At 64.4% G+C, this 17,054-nt stretch carries 13 protein-coding genes and 1 pseudogene; 7 read left to right on the top strand and 7 right to left on the bottom strand.

Annotation, left to right across the window (positions count from 1 at the left end; translation table 11 throughout):
* From MA07_RS04785 to MA07_RS04760, 6 genes are all read right to left on the bottom strand, one after another.
* On the bottom strand, window positions 1-1,686 hold a 1,686-nt coding region (locus MA07_RS04785), incomplete at its 3' end, for a methyl-accepting chemotaxis protein (protein WP_036347649.1).
* A gap of 310 nt (window positions 1,687-1,996) precedes the next feature.
* A complete protein-coding gene (locus MA07_RS04780) occupies window positions 1,997-2,884 on the bottom strand; it encodes a cation diffusion facilitator family transporter (protein ID WP_036347647.1) in 888 nt (295 codons plus the stop codon).
* 136 nt (window positions 2,885-3,020) lie between these two features.
* Complete coding sequence (locus tag MA07_RS04775; RefSeq protein WP_036347646.1) at window positions 3,021-3,524, bottom strand: GNAT family N-acetyltransferase; 504 nt, start codon at window positions 3,522-3,524, stop codon at window positions 3,021-3,023.
* A 20-nt stretch (window positions 3,525-3,544) separates the two neighbouring features.
* On the bottom strand, window positions 3,545-5,464 hold the full coding sequence (locus MA07_RS04770) for an adenylate/guanylate cyclase domain-containing protein (RefSeq protein ID WP_036347643.1): 1,920 nt from the start codon (window positions 5,462-5,464) through the stop codon (window positions 3,545-3,547).
* A 67-nt stretch (window positions 5,465-5,531) separates the two neighbouring features.
* Window positions 5,532-9,227, bottom strand: a complete 3,696-nt coding sequence (locus tag MA07_RS04765; RefSeq protein WP_052002845.1) for a FecR domain-containing protein — start codon at window positions 9,225-9,227, stop codon at window positions 5,532-5,534.
* A gap of 173 nt (window positions 9,228-9,400) precedes the next feature.
* Window positions 9,401-9,775: a response regulator gene (locus MA07_RS04760; RefSeq protein WP_036347641.1), complete on the bottom strand. Its 375-nt coding sequence runs from the start codon at window positions 9,773-9,775 to the stop codon at window positions 9,401-9,403.
* A gap of 305 nt (window positions 9,776-10,080) precedes the next feature.
* Between MA07_RS04760 and MA07_RS04755 the strand changes: the two genes are divergently transcribed.
* The 3 genes from MA07_RS04755 to MA07_RS04745 all read left to right on the top strand — a co-directional run bounded on the left by MA07_RS04755 (window position 10,081) and on the right by MA07_RS04745 (window position 12,314).
* Entirely contained in the window at window positions 10,081-10,971 is an 891-nt protein-coding gene (locus MA07_RS04755) for a glycine betaine ABC transporter substrate-binding protein (RefSeq protein ID WP_152568723.1), read from the top strand.
* A gap of 98 nt (window positions 10,972-11,069) precedes the next feature.
* A complete protein-coding gene (locus tag MA07_RS04750) occupies window positions 11,070-11,792 on the top strand; it encodes a glutamine amidotransferase (protein ID WP_036347639.1) in 723 nt (240 codons plus the stop codon).
* A gap of 9 nt (window positions 11,793-11,801) precedes the next feature.
* Complete coding sequence (locus MA07_RS04745; RefSeq protein WP_036347637.1) at window positions 11,802-12,314, top strand: GNAT family N-acetyltransferase; 513 nt, start codon at window positions 11,802-11,804, stop codon at window positions 12,312-12,314.
* A 10-nt stretch (window positions 12,315-12,324) separates the two neighbouring features.
* On the opposite strand, the gene MA07_RS04740 is transcribed toward MA07_RS04745, so the two are convergent.
* Window positions 12,325-13,758: a helix-turn-helix transcriptional regulator gene (locus MA07_RS04740; protein ID WP_036347635.1), complete on the bottom strand. Its 1,434-nt coding sequence runs from the start codon at window positions 13,756-13,758 to the stop codon at window positions 12,325-12,327.
* Between the two features lie 188 nt (window positions 13,759-13,946).
* On the opposite strand from MA07_RS04740, the gene aceA reads away from it, so the two are divergent.
* From aceA to MA07_RS04720, 4 genes and pseudogenes are all read left to right on the top strand, one after another.
* Entirely contained in the window at window positions 13,947-15,266 is a 1,320-nt protein-coding gene (gene aceA, locus MA07_RS04735) for an isocitrate lyase (protein ID WP_052002844.1), read from the top strand.
* 42 nt (window positions 15,267-15,308) lie between these two features.
* Window positions 15,309-15,518: a hypothetical protein gene (locus MA07_RS04730; protein WP_036347633.1), complete on the top strand. Its 210-nt coding sequence runs from the start codon at window positions 15,309-15,311 to the stop codon at window positions 15,516-15,518.
* 178 nt (window positions 15,519-15,696) lie between these two features.
* Window positions 15,697-16,611, top strand: coding sequence for an ABC transporter substrate-binding protein (locus MA07_RS04725; protein ID WP_036347631.1), 915 nt, complete (start codon window positions 15,697-15,699; stop codon window positions 16,609-16,611).
* 72 nt (window positions 16,612-16,683) lie between these two features.
* Window positions 16,684-17,054, top strand: a pseudogene (locus tag MA07_RS04720) (ABC transporter permease); the annotation flags it as partial.

The raw sequence follows: 17,054 nt of genomic DNA, 5'->3' as shown, positions 1-17,054 counted from the left end.
GGCTTTGACGCCTTGGAGGAAGTCCTGGACTTCTCGGGAGAGGTCGTTGGAGTGGCGCGACAGCTCCTGGGCGGCGCCCAGCACCTGGCTGGCCGCCGAGGTGGTCTCGCCGGCCCCCTGCTGCACGTCGTTGATGCTGCCGGTCACGGCTTCCGTGCCGCGCGCCGCCTCCTGCACGTTGCGGGCGATCTCGGCCGTGGCCGCCCCCTGCTCCTCCATGGCGGCGGCAATCGAGGTGGAGATCTGGCTCATCTCGGTGATCGTGCGGGCGATCTCCTGAATGGCCGACACCGTCTGCTGCGTCGCCTGCTGCACCGAGCCGATCTGGGCCGAGATCTCCTCCGTGGCCTTGGCCGTCTGCGACGCCAGCCCCCTCACTTCGGTGGCCACCACGGCCAAGCCTTTCCCAGCCTCACCGGCGCGGGCCGCCTCGATGGTGGCGTTCAGCGCCAAGAGGTTGGTCTGGCCCGCGATGGTGTTGATCAGCTGCACCACGTCGCCGATGCGGCTGGCCGTGGAGGCCAGGTCCTGCACGGCCGCATCCGTGCGGCGCGCCCCCTGCACGGCCCGGTCGGCGATCTGCGACGACTGCGCCACCTGGGAGGCGATCTCCCGGATGGAGATGGACAGCTCTTCTGTTGCGGCCGCCACGGTCTGCACGTTGGCCGAGGTCTGCTGGGCGGCCGACGAGACGGTGACGGACTGCTGGGTGGTCTGGCTGGCCACTGCCGTCATGGTCTGGGCCGTGGCCTCCATCTCGGTGGCGGCCGACGACAGGCCCTGGGTGAGGGCCGACACGTTGCTCTCGAAGCGCTTGGTGATCTGGTCGAGCATCTCGGCGCGGCGCATCTTGGCCTGGTTCTCGGCGTCCTGCGCGGCGGCGAGGCGGCGGGCCTCGAGGGCGTTGTCCTTGAACACCTGCAGGGAGCGGGCGAGCAGCCCCACCTCGTCCTTGCGCTCCACGCCCGTGACGCTCACGTCGAGATCGCCCGCAGCCAGCCGGCCCATCGCACCAGTCATCCCGTTCAGAGGACGCGTCACGCCGTAGAGTGCGATTGCTGCCAGCAGACCGATCGCCAGAGTCAGGCCGACAACGGAGGCGACGATCAATTTGGTAGAGGTGAACGAGGCCAGTTCAGCCGCGTCGCGCTTTTCCCGCTCCAGGGTCGCAGCATTTGCTTCGGCACGCTCGTCGAGGGCCCGCGAGGCCTTCTGGCGCATGTCGCGGCCCTCGCCGCTCGAGAGCTTGAAGGCTTCGTCGCTTTCGTTGAGCTGAGCATGGGCGATGGTCCGGCCCATGATGGCGAAGTAGTCCTCGACGATCTTCTTCAATTGCTCGTTGGTTGCGCGGCGCTCCGGCGTTTCGGATAGCGCAATCAAGGCATCCAGGTCCTTCAGGGCGTCCGCTTTGGCCTCCCGGAAAGCCTGCTCGTAGACGGCCATCTCCTGGAAGCGCGTCTCGATGATCAGGTTCTTTTCCTGGACCGCCGCCTCGTTGACGTGGGCCTTGATGTCCAGCGCCATGCTGCGCCGGGCCGCGTGCACATCGACGATCTGCTGGGTTTCCTCGGCGAGCGTATCCAAGCCTGATTTGGCAAAAATGATGAGGCCAATGGTGACGGCGACCATCACGATTACTGGAATGGCCAGCTTTGTAATGATTTTGAGATTGTTCAAGGCACGCATTGAATTTCGGTGGCCCGCCCGCATCGCCGCGGGAGGCGCGCGCCCCCACGACGCGCTTATCCAGGCTGCGTAGTTTTAGCCGGGAACACTTACCTGAGCTATTACGGTTAATACCTACTGACGAAGTAAGGTTTTCTTAATTTCTTCGAGAGTCAAAGCAGAGGCGAAGATCAACTTACGATCTGTTGACAGATCACGTCTTGAACATCGCTTCTGCCGAGAGCTGTTGCCACTTGTGTGGAATCATCTCTCCTCCTCGGTTCGCTGCATCTCTTGACGGCGAACCGGATCCACTTCACCGAAAAATGCTCTAGAGCACCACGATGCCGGAGTGCTTGGCCTTGGTGTCCGGCTCCACATGGATCGTGATGAGCGCGTCCTCCACGGCGACCTTGAGTTCCCGCTCGAGACGGTCGCAGATGTCGTGGGCATCCGTCACGCTCATGGCGCCCGGCACCACGAGATGGAAGTCGATGAAGGTCATCCGGCCTGCATGGCGCGTGCGCAGGTCGTGCGCCTCGATGGCGCCATCCGCATTCAGGGCGATGATCTCGCGCACGCGGATGAGCGTTGTTTCCGGCAGGGCCTCGTCCATGAGGCCGCCAACGCTCTCCTTGATCAGGCCCCAGCCCGACCAGAGAATGTTGACGGCCACCATGGCGGCAAGGGCGGAGTCGAGCCAAGCCCATCCGGTCAGCGGCACGAGCAGGAGACCGATAATGACGCCGGCGGAGGTGACCACGTCCGTCAGGAGATGGCGCCCGTCCGCTACCAGCGCGGGAGACCGCAGGCGCCGACCATAACGGATCAGAGCCCAAGACCAAGCTGCATTGATCACGCCTGCGACTGCGTTGATGGCGAGTCCCTGCATCGGTGCGTCGATCACTCGGGGCGCCAGGAGTCCGAAATAGGCTTCCCGCAGGATCGCCAGGGCAGCGACGATGATCAGCACGCCTTCGAGCACGGCCGAGAAATACTCCACCTTGTGGTGGCCGTAAGGGTGGTTGGCATCCGCCGGTGCGGCGCTCAGGCGAACGGCCATAAGGGCCGCCACCGCCGTCACCACATTGATGATGCTCTCCAGCGCGTCGGAATAAAGCGCAATGCTGCCCGTGATGTAATAGGCGGCATATTTCAGGACGAAAACAACGGTTCCGACGAATATGCTGCCGATGGCAAGTTTTTGAATCTTGTCCATGGGGCGACACTTGAAAAGCTGGCGGAGGGGGAAACGACGCGACTTTATAGAGCGTGTTTCATCAAGCGCAAGAACTTGTTTTTACTTGCTAATCGTTTGCAAAATCATGTCAGCGGCCATCAGTGATCCGTAAAAGTCAAGGCGATCCTGAGAGGTCGGCCCGGTAGAGATGCCGGTTCATGAACGGAATGAACCGCTCCTCGGTAAAGCCTGCTTTCAGGAGAACGCGCCGGGATGCGGTATTCTCAGGATGCGCAAAGGCTCTGACCACGGATAATGCGCGATCCTGTCGGAGCAAGGCGAGGGAGAACCGAACGAGTTCAGTCGCATAACCTTTGCCCCACGCAGACGGTGCAAAATAATAACCTACCTCAAGACCCCAGCCGGGATCGAATGGATCCTCGTACAATCCACCGAATCCGACAATCGTTCTGCTCGACTTTTCAAGGATCGTCCAAGGGGCGTACCCAACCCGCTGCCGGTTGAGTTCGTGTGCTTCAAGATAGCGATCGGTATGATCGAGAGACGGATGCGCCTGGGTGAAGCGCATCGCCTGTGCGTCTCCTAAAAACCGGAAGAGCAATAGCGCATCCGATGAGCAGGGTGGCCGAAGATGCAGGCTTTCTGTGTCGAAGATCATAGGGTGACGCCGCCGACAGATTATTCAGGGATGGCCGCCGCCTTCCCCATCATCTTCTTGTAGTAGGCTGACAGGGACGGAGAGAGCGCCTGGCAGTGCTGGATGAGGGCCAGGGCTTCAACCCGCTTTCCTGCACTGATGGTGTCGAGCAGGGTGGGATGCAGCTCCGTCAGTTGCGCAAGCGCCGGGTCCTGCCGGCCCTGCTCGGCCGGCGCCACGATGGTGAAGATCGCCGATGTCTCGCTGCGGCCTTTGACGGCGATGCGATCGAGTTCGACGAGCACGAAGTGCTCCTGCAGGGCTTTTGCCGTAGCCGGCCCGAGCACGATCGAGACGCCGTATTCCTTCGACAGGCTTTCCAGGCGCGCGGCAAGGTTCACCGTGTCGCCGAGCACGGAGTAATCGTAACGCCAGCGCGATCCCACATTGCCGACGACGCAATCGCCGGTGTTGATGCCGACCCCGATGGCGAAGCGAGGGGCATCCTCGCCCATCTCCTGCCGCAGCTCCGCGTTCAGGACCTTGACCGCCTCCAGCATGCGCATGGCGGCGCGCGCGGCCTTCAGCGGATGGTCCGGGCTGGGGAGGGGCGCGTTCCAGAACGCCATCACGCAGTCCCCGATATATTTGTCGATGGTGCCGCCTTCCGCGAGCACCGCCTCCGAGAGCGGATCGAGCAGGCGGTTGATGAGCGTGGTCAGCCGCTCCGGCTCGTCCTTTAGCTTCTCCGACAGGGTGGTGAAGCCGCGCACGTCGCAGAACAGGATGGACAGGTTGCGGCGCTCGCCACCGAGCTTCAGAGCGCTGGGGTCGCGGGCGAGCTGCGCCACGAGATCCGGCGACAGATAGCGCGAGAAGGCCTCCGACACGGTGCGGCGCAGATGCCGCTCGCGGGCATAGTCGAGGCCGAACCGCGCACCGAACACCGCCAGCGCCGCAGCCGCAGGCAGGGCGGGCGGCGCCCAGACCCGTCCGAAGCGCAGGAGAGCCCAGGCTCCGACGATGAAGAAGGCGAGGAGGAAGGTGGCCGCAAGTCCTGTCTTCCATGTGACGCCGCGGGTGGAGAAGGCGGCTGCGAGGAACGCTCCGGCGATCACGAGCAGCACCATGACCGGGCTGGGGAGCGGGATCGCGTAGAGGTTATGGCGGAGGTTGTCGAGGACCGTCGCCTGGACCTCCACGCCGGCTGTGAGCGTGCCCTCAGTCAGCGTATAGGGGGTCGGGAAGGTATCGGGGGCTCCCGCATCGGCGGTCGTGGCGGCTTGGAGGCTCAAGCCCACCAGAACGACCTTGTCCTTGAAATAGTTCGGAGGAAGGAAGGTGTTCGGATCGAGGGCCTGATAATAGGATACGGTCGGATAGGAACGACGGGGTCCGAAGTACTGGATCAGCGCCCCGTCAGGAGCGGCGACCTGCGGCTCTCCCTTCAGCCGCAGCGCCTGGGCGGCGAAACTGTCCTGGATGGGCGGCATACGGCGCAGGTAGGCATCGCCGTCGAGATGCATCGAGGCGATGCCGGCCACGGCACCGGCATCCAGGAATGGATCGAGCGGATTAACCCGGGTGATTTGCGTGCCCTGCTCCAGCGGTGTCGTGACATCGTCGGCTGCGAGCACCACATCCGGGCCGAGCGCACTGGCGAGGGCCGTATCGGCTTCTGCCGTGGTCGGGTCGGCGAAGATGATGTCAATGGCGATGACCTTCGCGCCGGCCGCGCGCAAGCTCTCAACCAGTCTCGCGTGGATATCCCGGGGCCAAGGCCAGCGCTTGCCGATCTCGCCGATGGAGGGCTCGTCGATGGCGACGATCACAGCACCGGGCTCGGCCGGCAGCGGCGGCGCGATCACCGAGAGCAGGTCGTAGAGCCGCGCCTCGATGAGGCGGATGGGAGAGAAGAAGAACAGAAACGGGATCAGCAGCGCTGCAATGATCCCGGCCATGGTGAAATGGCGCCAGAGAGGTTCTCCGCCGCCTTGAATGTGCGACCCTAAGCTTTTGTCATTCACCCTAGAACCGCGCCTTGACGCTCGCCGAAACGGTACGCCCCTGGCCAGGAAGATTGGTGAGGAGCTGGTAGTCGTTGTCGAAGATATTGAGCACCGTGAGCCCAAGAACCAGCCGCCGATCCGGCGTTTCCCAGGTCACGGACGCATCGGTGGTCCAGTAATCATCCAGCTTCAGCCCCACGGAATCTCCCAACGGGGTAGAGCTCGTCAGGCCGCCGAGGAACGTCTGGGCCACCGTGAGCCTGAGACGGCTCGGATGCACGAAGGTGAGGCCCGCGCGGGCGAAGCGTTCCGCAACGAAGGGCACGGGGGATCCGGCCGCGGGCCCCGCCTGGATCTCGGACGAGGCTGCACCGACGGTGCCGAACACCCCGATGCCGTAGCCCAGCCAGACATTGGCCGTCGCGGCCACCCGCTCGATCCGGGCCTCCTCGGCATTGACCGTCGCGTAGGTCTCAGGAATGGGAAGGCTCAAGGAATCGATGTCCTGCCGCTGGTACTCGACCGAGGTGAAGAGGCGCGGAGACCATTCCGCGTCCCAGCGCAGGGCGAGGGTGTCGACCCTGCCGCCGAGCTCCAACGGAATCACGTTCGGCAGGAGGCCGACGGTGGTCAGGGACGAGAGCGTGTAGGTCGAGGGGAACAGGACGTCGCTGCGATAGGCAGCCCGCAGCCAGTGTCCTTCGAAGGGCGAGATCCCGATGCCTGCCCGGGGCAGAATGTTCTCGTCCATCGATGCGCCCTTCACATCGATGTCGACTCTCTCCAGCCCGGCCTGTGCTTCGAACCAGTCGGTGGGACGCCAGAAGGCATCCGCATAAAGGCGGGTTCCGCTGAAGGATACATCGGCATCGACGGGCGCATCCGAGTAGGGCGGGATCGGGACGCCTACATAGTCCCGGTAGTCCTGCTCGTATTCGACCCGCGACTTGCCCCGCAGGGCCTCGGCGCCGTAGCGAAGCGTCACATCGCCGAAGCCGATCATATGGTTCAGCGCCACGACCGTGGCGGTCGTGCGCGTCCTTTCCCGCCTGAGGAGCTCGAACAGCACGAGCTCGGGATTAGCGGCAATGCCGCCCTGCTGCGTATCCGTCGTACTCCGGGCCTGCCCGTGGAAGACCGCAGCGGTCAGCACATTGCGATAGCCGAAGGTGTGACTCCAGCCTGCGCCCAGCTGAAAATCGGTCGTTTCCTTGGTGTCCCTGTTATAGAAAACGCCCGGCACTGCGAGGTTTCCCACATTGAAGACGGTTTCTGTCAGGGAGCTGAACTCCCCGGGTTCGTTCTTCGAGAGGGTGCCGAAGACGAGAAGGCGGTCTGCTGCCGTCGGGGCCGAACCGATGAAGAAGGCGGCGCTGTCGAGCCTCTCCTGATCGTAGGTGTAAAGCCCGTTGTCACGCAGACGGCTTGCCGAAAAATTGAAGGCAGTCGGGATCGGCTCGTTGGAGAAGCCGGTGACCGTCGCGTCCGTCTTCCAGCCGGTCTTTCCGTCCTGGGAGATCCAGCGTCCGCCGACCTCGGCATCGACGAAGGGACGGCGCAGGATGTCGATGCGACCGAGGCGTCCGCCGACCGCAAGCGGATCAAAAAGAAGGCCCTGGACGACAAGGTTGGCCGCTGCCACCCCGTCATCGCTTCCGGTTTCCACGCTCGTCAGGGTTGGGCTACCCCTGAACACGTTCGGGCTGACGTTCGCCGCCTGATCGAAATAGCTGGAGGCCTGGAATGGATCGAAGGTGCGGTCGCCGTAGAAGCGCCCCCATTCATGAAGGCCGATGAAGCGGTAGGCCTCCGCCGGATAGCTGCCGCTCTGCCGGTTGGCCGAGAGACCGGCATAATCGCCGCCTCGGCTACGGGCGCGCTTCACGGCTTCCCGGGCGAACCGCACCGCATCGTCGGCCCGGTATTGATCCAGGGCCACGGCCGTCCGCATGATCGCCGTGACAGGATCGTTCGGGTCGAGCCGGTCCGCATTGTCGAATGTCTGCTCGGCGAGTTCGATGTCACCGTTCTGGTAATAGGCCACTGCCGCGGCCACCAAGCCGTTGGCATAGGCAGGATTGGCCGCCGATCCTGCCAGAATGGACTCGATGGCACCGGGCATGTCGCCCTTCTGCAGGAGATAGCGGCCGCGCGCGATATAGGCGACGTGGAAATCAGGGTCGAGGTCGAGCGCTCGGTCGATCAACGCACCCGCCTCCTCCACGCGGCTCTGGTCGAGCAGGATGAAGGACAGGTTGGCACGGGGAAGCGGATCCTGCGGATCGATCGCGATGGCGCGCCGGAAAGCTGCTTCGGCTTCCAGGGGAGCATCGAGTTCGGCATACAACATGCCGAGTTCGTTCCAGATCGCGACGTCGCCCGGCGCGGCTTCCAAGGCCCGTTTGAGGTCGGCCAGCGCCGCCATGCGGTCGCTATCCACATCGGCCTTGATCCGGCCGCTCATGGCCAAGACGAGATGGTCATTCGGATCCGCTGCCCGCACGCGCTCCAGCGAGGCGCGCATCTGGTCCCGGCGGTTGAGGGCGAGCGACAGCTGCGACGAGAAAACGCCAAGCCGCGTATCGGTCGGGAATCGCTTCTCGGCGGCAGTCGCGAGATCGGCCGCTGCATTCAGATCCTGCCGAAATCCGGCGATAAACGCCTGCGCAAGCGCGGCTTCAGGGCTGTTGGGCGCGATCTTGGGTTGAGGCAGAACGCGGTTCGGCTGGGCCAGGGAGGCTGCGATGTAACGGCCGTAAACGGCGGTGACACGCCGCTTGGCATCGATGCCGCGCTCGGCACGAGCCAGAAGGGCAGCGGATTCGCTCCACCGGCGCTCCGCGCCTGCAATCAGGCCCTCGACGAGATCCGCGCGAGCACGCTGCGCTGCACTGAGAGGTCTGCGGCGAGCCTCGGCCAAGGGCGCGGCGGCGGCTTGGTACCCGTCGAGAGCCAAGGCCACCTCGGCGCGGGTCAGCCAGTCTTCCCCAGTACGGGCCTCCGGTGGAATCGCCTCGATCCGGGCGCGCTCGGCCTGCCGCGCCGATCCCCGCAAGGAGGTGGCAGGCAGCCAACTCAGGCCATCGCGCAGGGTCAGATAAAACAGCATCTGCTCGCGGTCGTTGGGACGCACGAGCACGAACTTGGTGGGGGCCTGACCGATAGCCGCCACGGCTCCCTCACCCTGGCGGACAGTCACCGAGCCCTGAGGATTGGTGAGCTCCACCACCCCCTCGAGCACGATGAGCGAGGTCTTGCCCGATCCATCCACCGAGAGCGACCAGTCCGTGCCGCGGATGGCTGCGACCGCAGCGGGCGTCTTGACGTCCACGCCGGAGCCGCCGCGGGCAGCCCGGGCCCAGATGTTGCCGCCCTGGAGGCTGAGCTGGGTGTTGCCGGTCTGTCCGCCGGCCACGTCATTGACGGTCAGGGTCGAGTTGCGTCCGACGCGGATCTGGGTCTGGTCGGAAAACAGGATGGCGAGATTGCCGATCTCGTTGGTCCGCAGGGTGTCGCCGCCGACCACGTTCTGCTGGACGGTGGCCGAGCGCCAGAGATCCTCGCGCACGAAGCGCATCTCCTCGCCGCCCTTGGTGGCCACGATGGCGCCCGCGGCCGGCACCGGACGGGGCACGGGAGCCTGGGCCTGCGCATGGACGAGGCTCAGCACAAGAGCACTCGTGGCGGTCAGAAGGCGGAAAGATTGGACAGACATGACGGACCAGCTTGATCGGAGGCTACCTGCTCTAACGTTACCTGAGCTTAGCAGCAAGAACTTTGGATCAAAGCCGATTCACACCACATCCGGTGTATTTTAGGACACAGGGTAAATCATTGCGGCATATAGGCCACAGATACACACATAACATTGCGGAGAAACTGCCGAAATCAGGCCATCTTGGTGCGGGCCATGAGAAGCTTCTGCTTCAGGTCGTGCTGGGCAAAAGGCTTCTGCAGGACGGGCCGGTCACGGAAGGTGTCGCGGATCCCGGCACTGCCGTAGCCCGTGGAGAACACGAACGGGATCGAGCGCTGCGCCAGGGCCTCGGCCACCGGATAGATCGGCTCCCCGGCTACGTTGACGTCGAGAATGGCCAGATCGACCTGCTCGCGGGACACGGCCTCGAGGGCCGCAGACAGCCGGGCCGCCGGACCGATCACCTCGCAGCCGAAATCGAGCAGCATGTCTTCCAGCAGAAGGGAAATCGCAGCCTCATCCTCGACAACAAGGATCCGCAGGCCATTGAGATCGCCGTCGCTCATTACGCTATCGGTCACGGTTTCGCTTTCTTTCAGGCAAGGCGCTGGTAGATTGTTCCGCAGAGAACAGGACACATGCCCTGGATGTCTTGAACTTCAAGACTTGGGACTCAGACGCTTCTATCACTTTTGCGTCTCCATGCAAAAGGCCCTGGAACTGATCTGATCCATGATATCATTATAGGACAGGATCCTAGGGTCTGACAGCTCCATTTCCTAGATGGACCCTCTTAAGGCGATTGGCTGACGTGACAGGAAGAACCAGATTTTCCGGGCTCTTTAAGTTTCTTGTACCGCTCGGCGTCCTTCTGACGCTGTCGAGCACGTCAAGTCTCGCCCATGGGCACCGTCCCATCGTCGTCGCCTCGAAGGCCGATACCGAAGGCGCCCTGCTGGGCAGCATGATCGCCATCGCGCTGGAACGGGAGGGAATTCCTGTGGAGACCCGCCTTCAGCTCGGACCGACCCAGCACGTCCGCAAGGCCATCCTCCAGGGAGAGATCGACATCTATCCCGAGTACACGGGCAACGGTGCGTTCTTTCACAATCTCGAAAGCGACCCGGCCTGGAAGGCGCCGGCCTCGGCCCATGATCTGGTCAGGCGCCTGGATGCGGAGCGGCACCGACTCGCCTGGCTCGAGCGGGCTCCCGCCAACAACACGTGGCTGATCGCCGTCAGGGGTGATCTCGCCCGGCGCTCCAACCTCACGACCATGGATGATTTCGCTCAAGCGGTCAGGGCATCCATGAACCTGCGGCTGTCGGCTTCTGCCGAATTCGTCGAGAGCCCGGCGGCGCTCGCCTCCTTCGAGAAAACCTATGGCTTCCACTTCCCCCGGGGCAGGATCGCGGTCCAATCCGGCGGCAACACCATGACCACCATGCGTGTGGCGGCGCAGAGCATCGGCGGCGTGAACGCCGCCATGGTCTACGGCACCGACGGTGCCATCGCGACCCTCGACCTCATTGTCATGAAGGACACCAAGGGCGCCCAGATCGTCTACGAGCCCGCTCCGGTCGTGCGCACCGAGGCGCTGGAGCGATTTCCGACGATCTCGAAAGCGTTGAACAGAGTCTTCGCCTCTCTCAGCACGGCCAAGCTCCAGGCGCTCAATGCGGAGATCGTGGTGGACGAACGGCCGGCTCGGGACGTGGCCGAGCGCTACCTGAACCAGCTTCATCGGCGTCCAGGAGGGTAGGGACTCGTCTGCCCCCTTGCGGAGGGCAAGGCTTGTCCTGAATAATCTGCCGATGGTCTCGCGTCTTCTCACCCATTCTCCCGCCTGGAACCGCAACCATGCCTAAGCGGCCGTCCAGGGCACCGATCCTCATCGTCCTGCATCAGGAGCATTCGACCCCCGGCCGTGTCGGACGTCTGCTGGCGGAGCGCGGCTATCCCCTCGACATCCGCCGCCCCCGTTTCGGCGATCCGCTGCCGGAGACGCTCGCGGAGCATGCCGGCGCCGTCATCTTCGGCGGGCCGATGAGCGCCAACGATCCCGACGATTTCATCAAGCAAGAGATCGACTGGATCGAGGTGCCGCTCAAGGAGAACAAGCCTTATCTCGGACTCTGCCTCGGCGCGCAGATGATGGCCAAGCACCTGGGCGCCGGCGTCTGGGCGCACCCGGAAGGCCGGACCGAGATCGGCTATTACCCGCTCGTGCCGACGCCGGCCGGCGAGGCCCTGAGCACCGATTGGGGCGTGCCCTGGCCGAGCCATGTCTATCACTGGCACCGGGAAGGGTTCGACTGCCCTTCCGGCGCGGAGACGCTTGCGACCGGCGACGACTTTCCGACCCAGGCCATCCGGGTGGGCGAGAAGGCCTTTGGGCTCCAGTTCCACCCGGAGGTGACGCATGCCATGCTCTGCCGCTGGACCGTGGTCGCCGAGGAGCGCCTGTGCATGCCGGGCGCCCAGGACCGCATACGCCAGCTCGAGGGCCGTTATCAGCACGACCCGCATGTCTCGCGCTGGCTCGACCGGTTCCTGGATCACTGGCTCTCCGAGAAGCGTTGAGGGCCGCCCATGAACCCTCCCGTCTTGGTCAGCGACCGCTTGTGTTTTCATCCTTGGGAGGCCGAGGACTTTCCGCTCTTCACATCGCTTCACAGCGACCCTGAGGTGCAGCATTTCCTGCAGATGGGCGATCCGCCCTGGGACGAAGCGTATCTCCGGGCCAAGTTCGCGGATTTCCTGGCCGATTACACGGCTCATGGCTGGACCAAGTTCAAGGTCACCGACCGGCAAGGGACATTCCTTGGGCGTGCCGGTTTCGGATGGTTTCCGGAAACCGATGAACTCGAACTGGGCTACAGCTTCAAGCGCGCTCTCTGGGGGCGGGGCTATGCGACCGAGGCCGCCTACGCGTTGCTGGGCTGGATCTACAAGGCCAAGCCTATCGATCACGTCATCGGGTTTGCGGTGGCCGAGCATGCAGCCTCCCGCCGCGTGCTCGAAAAAGCCGGGATGTCGTTGACCGGCATCAGGGATGTCGACGGGATCCCCAATGCCTTCTATCGTCACGACCGCCCGGTCTGAGGCGCCTTGTTCACGTCGCGTCGAATTCGAAGGGCGAGACGCCGCGTCTCATCTCATCCACGATCAACGCATGCATCAGCGGAGGCGCGGCGCGCTGCGGGCAGGCGACGCGCTCGCACAGGCGGCAGTTGATGCCGATGGGCGTGGCCTCGGCGGAGGCCGGATCGAGGCCGCGCGCATAGACGAGGCGATGGGCGTATTTCAGCTCGCAGCCGAGGCCGACCACGAATTGCGGATCGGGCGTTCCCCACGGCTTGAAGGCGCGCTTCACCGCCCGGGCGACAGAGAACCAGCGCGATGAATCCGGCAGCTCGACGATCTGGGTCGCCACCTGGCCGGGCGTGCGGAAGGTGGAGTGCAGGTTCCAGAGCGGGCAGGTGCCGCCGAACTGCGAGAACGGGAACCGGCCCGACGAGAAGCGCTTCGACACGTTGCCGGCCGAATCCACCCGCACCAGGAAGAAGGGAACCCCGCGTGCTCCGGGGCGGGCCAGGGTGGTGAGGCGGTGCGCCACCTGTTCGAAGCTGGCGCCGAAGCGGGCGCCGAGCACCTCCACGTCGTATCCCAGGGACTCCGCCGCCGCATGGAACTTGCCGTAGGGCATCATCAGCGCCCCGGCGAAATAATTGCCGAACGAGACGCGAAGCAGCCGCCGGGCCGGCCCGTCGACCGGCTCAAGACGTGCGGCCAGTGCGTCGATGGTTTCGCGCATCTCGGCGAAGGCCAGATGGTAGGCGGCCTGGAAGGTTCTGCCGGAAGGGTCCACCAGCTCGGAGATCAGGAGCTGGCGCCGGTGATGATCGTAGCGCCGTAAGCTGTCCGGCATCACGTCGACCGGCATCACCCGCACCCGGGTGCCGTGCTTGGCGTGCAGGCGCTCGCAGATGGCGAAGAACAGGTCGTGCCCGCTCGATGCGAGTTCCGACGCCAGGGTTTCGGCGGCCTCGTCGAGTTCCGGAAAATGGTTCTTCGCCTCGTGGATCAGCTCCCGCACCCGGTCCACCGGGTTGACCTGCGGGGCGTCCTCGGCGCGGTCGCGGTCGTTGAGGTTGGGCGTCACGGCCTCCCGGGCTCCGCGCAGGGCCTGATAGGCGCGGTAGAGGCGGTTGATGGCGTCGACCAGGGAGGGGGCGCTCTCCACGGTCTCGCGCAGTTCGAGCCGCGCCACCGGAGTCGAGCGGAACAGCGGGTCGGCGAAGACCTCCTCCAGCTCCGAGACCGTGCGTCCGTGATCGTCATTGGCGAATTCGCGCGGGTCGAGGGAATAGGCATGGGCGAGGCGGATGAGCACCTGCGCGGTGATCGGGCGCTGGTTGCGCTCCATCAGGTTCAGGTAGCTCGGCGAAAGCCCGAGCTCCTCGGCCATGCGGGACTGGCTCAGGTTGAGGTCCCGCCGCAGGCGCTTGAGGCGGGGGCCAACGAAAAGCTTTCTGCTCTCATCCATATTGTAAATCTTTTTACAAGTTTACACGAGGTGGTCTGTCATCAATTTACAGGGCGACTTTTCTTCGCAAATCCATCGTTGAAACAAAAGCTTCTTCAAGGATTATTAGAGGAACGAGCCCTGCTGCATTGCATCAATACTGGTCTGCAGGCGGGTTTTGTCAAGAAATGTAAACTAAAGGATTGCAGATGACCTCCCAGACGTCCCCGGCTTCGACCAACGGCCTGATCCCCTCCGCTCCGCAGGGTCGCTTCGACGGCGTCCGTCGCCCCTATTCGGCCGAGGACGTCCAACGTCTGCGGGGTTCGGTGCAGATCGAGCATACCCTGGCCGAGCGCGGCGCGCAGAAGCTGTGGCAACTGCTGCACGAGCGTCCCTACGTTCATTCGCTTGGCGCCATGACGGGCAACCAGGCCATGCAGATGGCTCGCGCCGGGCTTGAGGCGATCTATCTCTCCGGCTGGCAGGTGGCGGCCGACTCGAACGTGGCCGGTGCCATGTATCCCGACCAGTCGCTCTATCCGGCCAATTCCGGTCCCGAGCTGTGCCGGCGCATCAACCGCACCTTCCAGCGCGCCGACCAGATCGAGCACGCGGAGGGCGGCGCGCAGCGGGACTGGTTCCTGCCCATCGTGGCCGATGCCGAGGCCGGTTTCGGCGGCCCGCTCAACACCTTCGAGATCATGAAGGCCTATATCGAGGCCGGCGCTGCGGGCGTTCATTTCGAGGATCAGCTCGCCTCGGAGAAGAAGTGCGGCCATCTCGGCGGCAAGGTGCTCATCCCCACCTCCGCCCACGAGCGCAACCTGATCGCCGCGCGGCTTGCCGCCGACGTGATGGGCACCTCGACCCTGATCATGGCCCGCACGGATGCGGAATCCGCCAAGCTCATCACCTCGGACGTGGACGAGCGCGACCGCCCGTTCATCGAGCCCGACAGCCGCACGCCGGAAGGCTTCTACCGCCTGAAGGACGGCACCGGCCTCGATCACTGTATTGCCCGCGGCCTCGCCTATGCGGAACTCGCCGACCTGCTGTGGTGGGAAACCTCGCACCCGGATCTCGACGATGCCCGCCGGTTTGCGGAAGCGATCCACAAGCGCTATCCGGGCAAGCTGCTCGCCTATAACTGCTCGCCCTCCTTCAACTGGAAGAAGAAGCTGGACGACGCCACCATCGCCAAGTTCCAGCGCGAGCTCGGCGCCATGGGCTACAAGTTCCAGTTCGTGACCCTGGCCGGCTTCCACCAGCTCAACTACGGCATGTTCGATCTGGCGAGCGGCTACCGCGACCGCGGCATGGGCGCCTATTCCGAACTCCAGGCGGCCGAGTTCGCTGCCGAGACCAGCGGCTACACCGCCACCCGCCACCAGCGCGAGGTCGGCACCGGCTACTTCGACAAGGTCTCGGTGGTGATCACCGGCGGCAAGTCCTCGACCACCGCCATGGCCGAGTCCACCGAAACGGCCCAGTTCCAGTCCCCGGCCAAGCTTCAGGCAGCCGAATAATTCGCGACGAACCTCAAACCTTTTCAGCCAAGGAGATCGACAATGAGCAATTCACGTTTCTGGGTGGTCGGCGGCGAGTACACCTCCTGCGACTGCGAAAAAATCGTCCAGGGCACCGAGCGGGTCATCGGACCCTTCGAGAGCCGCCATGAAGCCGAGCGCACCTGGCGCACGCTCTCCGAGGATCACCGGCCGCAGGCCCAGGTCCGCTTCACCATCGCCCAGGAGCCTCCGTCGACCCTGAGCGCCTGAAGAGGCCATCAGGGACGCTTGTAGATCGCCCCGCCGGAGGATGAAGGATCCTTCGGCGGGATCTTTTGTGACAACACGAAGTTTTTATCCTCCGGCCCAAGTCTTCTTGAGCCCCCCTCTGCCTAAATCCGTGGGCTGTCCTAAAAACAGCAGGGCAAGGTTTCCCAAGGGGGTTCACATGAAGTCCATCCTCAAGCCGGCGGTGGTCGCCATCGCCCTCGGGCTGGCGGCGATGGGTGCCGCCAGGGCCGATGTGGTCGTCTCGTCCAAGATCGACACGGAAGGCTCCGTCCTCGGCAACATCATCCTGCTTGCCCTCAATGCCAACGGCATCAAGACGCAGGACCGGATCCAGCTCGGTGCAACCCCGGTGGTGCGCAAGGCCCTCACCGCGGGCGAGATCGACATCTATCCCGAATATACCGGCAATGCGGGCTTCTTCTTCAACAAGGCGGACGATGCCGTGTGGAAGGACGCTGCCAAGGGCTACGAGACCGCCAAGACGCTCGATTATGACGCCAACAAGGTCGTCTGGCTCGACCCGGCGCCGGCCAACAACACCTGGGCCATCGCCCTGCGCAAGGAGGTCGCCGAAGCCAACAAGCTCAAGACCATGTCCGATTTCGGCCAGTGGATCGCCAAGGGCGGCAAGGTGGTGCTCGCAGCCTCCGCCGAGTTCGTGAACTCGGAAGCGGCCCTGCCGGCCTTTCAGAAGACCTATGACTTCCGCATGAAGCCCGAGCAGCTCATCGTGCTGTCCGGCGGCGACACGGCGGCCACCATCAAGGCGGCGGCCGAGCAGACCAACGGCGCCAATGCCGCCATGGTCTATGGCACCGACGGCGGCATCGCTCCCTCGGGCCTCGTGGTGCTGACAGACGACAAGAACGTGCAGCCCGTCTATGCGCCGGCTCCCATCGTGCGCGAGGCGGCCCTGAAGGAGAACCCGAAGATCGCCGAGATCCTGAAGCCCGTCTTCGCCTCCCTCGATCTCGCCACCCTCCAGGGGCTGAACGCCCGCGTGCAGGTCGGCGGCGAGCCGGCGAAGGCGGTGGCGATGGATTACCTGAAGTCCAAGGGCTTCCTGAAGTGACCTGACGGCTCGATTCAAGAAAGGCGCATCGGATCGATCCCAAAAGTGCAAACCCACTTTTGGGTCCGATGCTTGAGAACGAGCTGCACGACGAAGGCCGGACGCTTTGTGAACACGATCTCCACCCCAACCACCGCGCCCGGCATGACCACCCTGCGCCCCACCTTGCACCTGGACCGGCTCGGGAGCGTGATCGCGGGGCTCATTGGCGTTGCGCTCTTCGCGAGCCCCTTCGTCACGTACCGGGCCAACCGCATCGTCTCGGGTGAAGGGCGCCTGCTCGTCGATGCCCTGCCGCCCGCAGGCGCTGTCGGCACCATCGCGGTGGTGCTCGGCGTCGCGCTCTGCGCGGTGCTGGCCCGCAAGGCCCTCGTGCGGCTGGCCGCCGCCTCCCTCGGATTGTCCGTGATCTTCCCCGCAGTCGGCTTCTCCGCCGGCTTCGT

Source organism: Microvirga sp. BSC39 (genome assembly GCF_000739015.1).
GTDB lineage: Bacteria > Pseudomonadota > Alphaproteobacteria > Rhizobiales > Beijerinckiaceae > Microvirga.
Note: the sequence above shows the minus strand (reverse complement) of the source record. Positions and strands in the feature narration are given on the sequence as shown.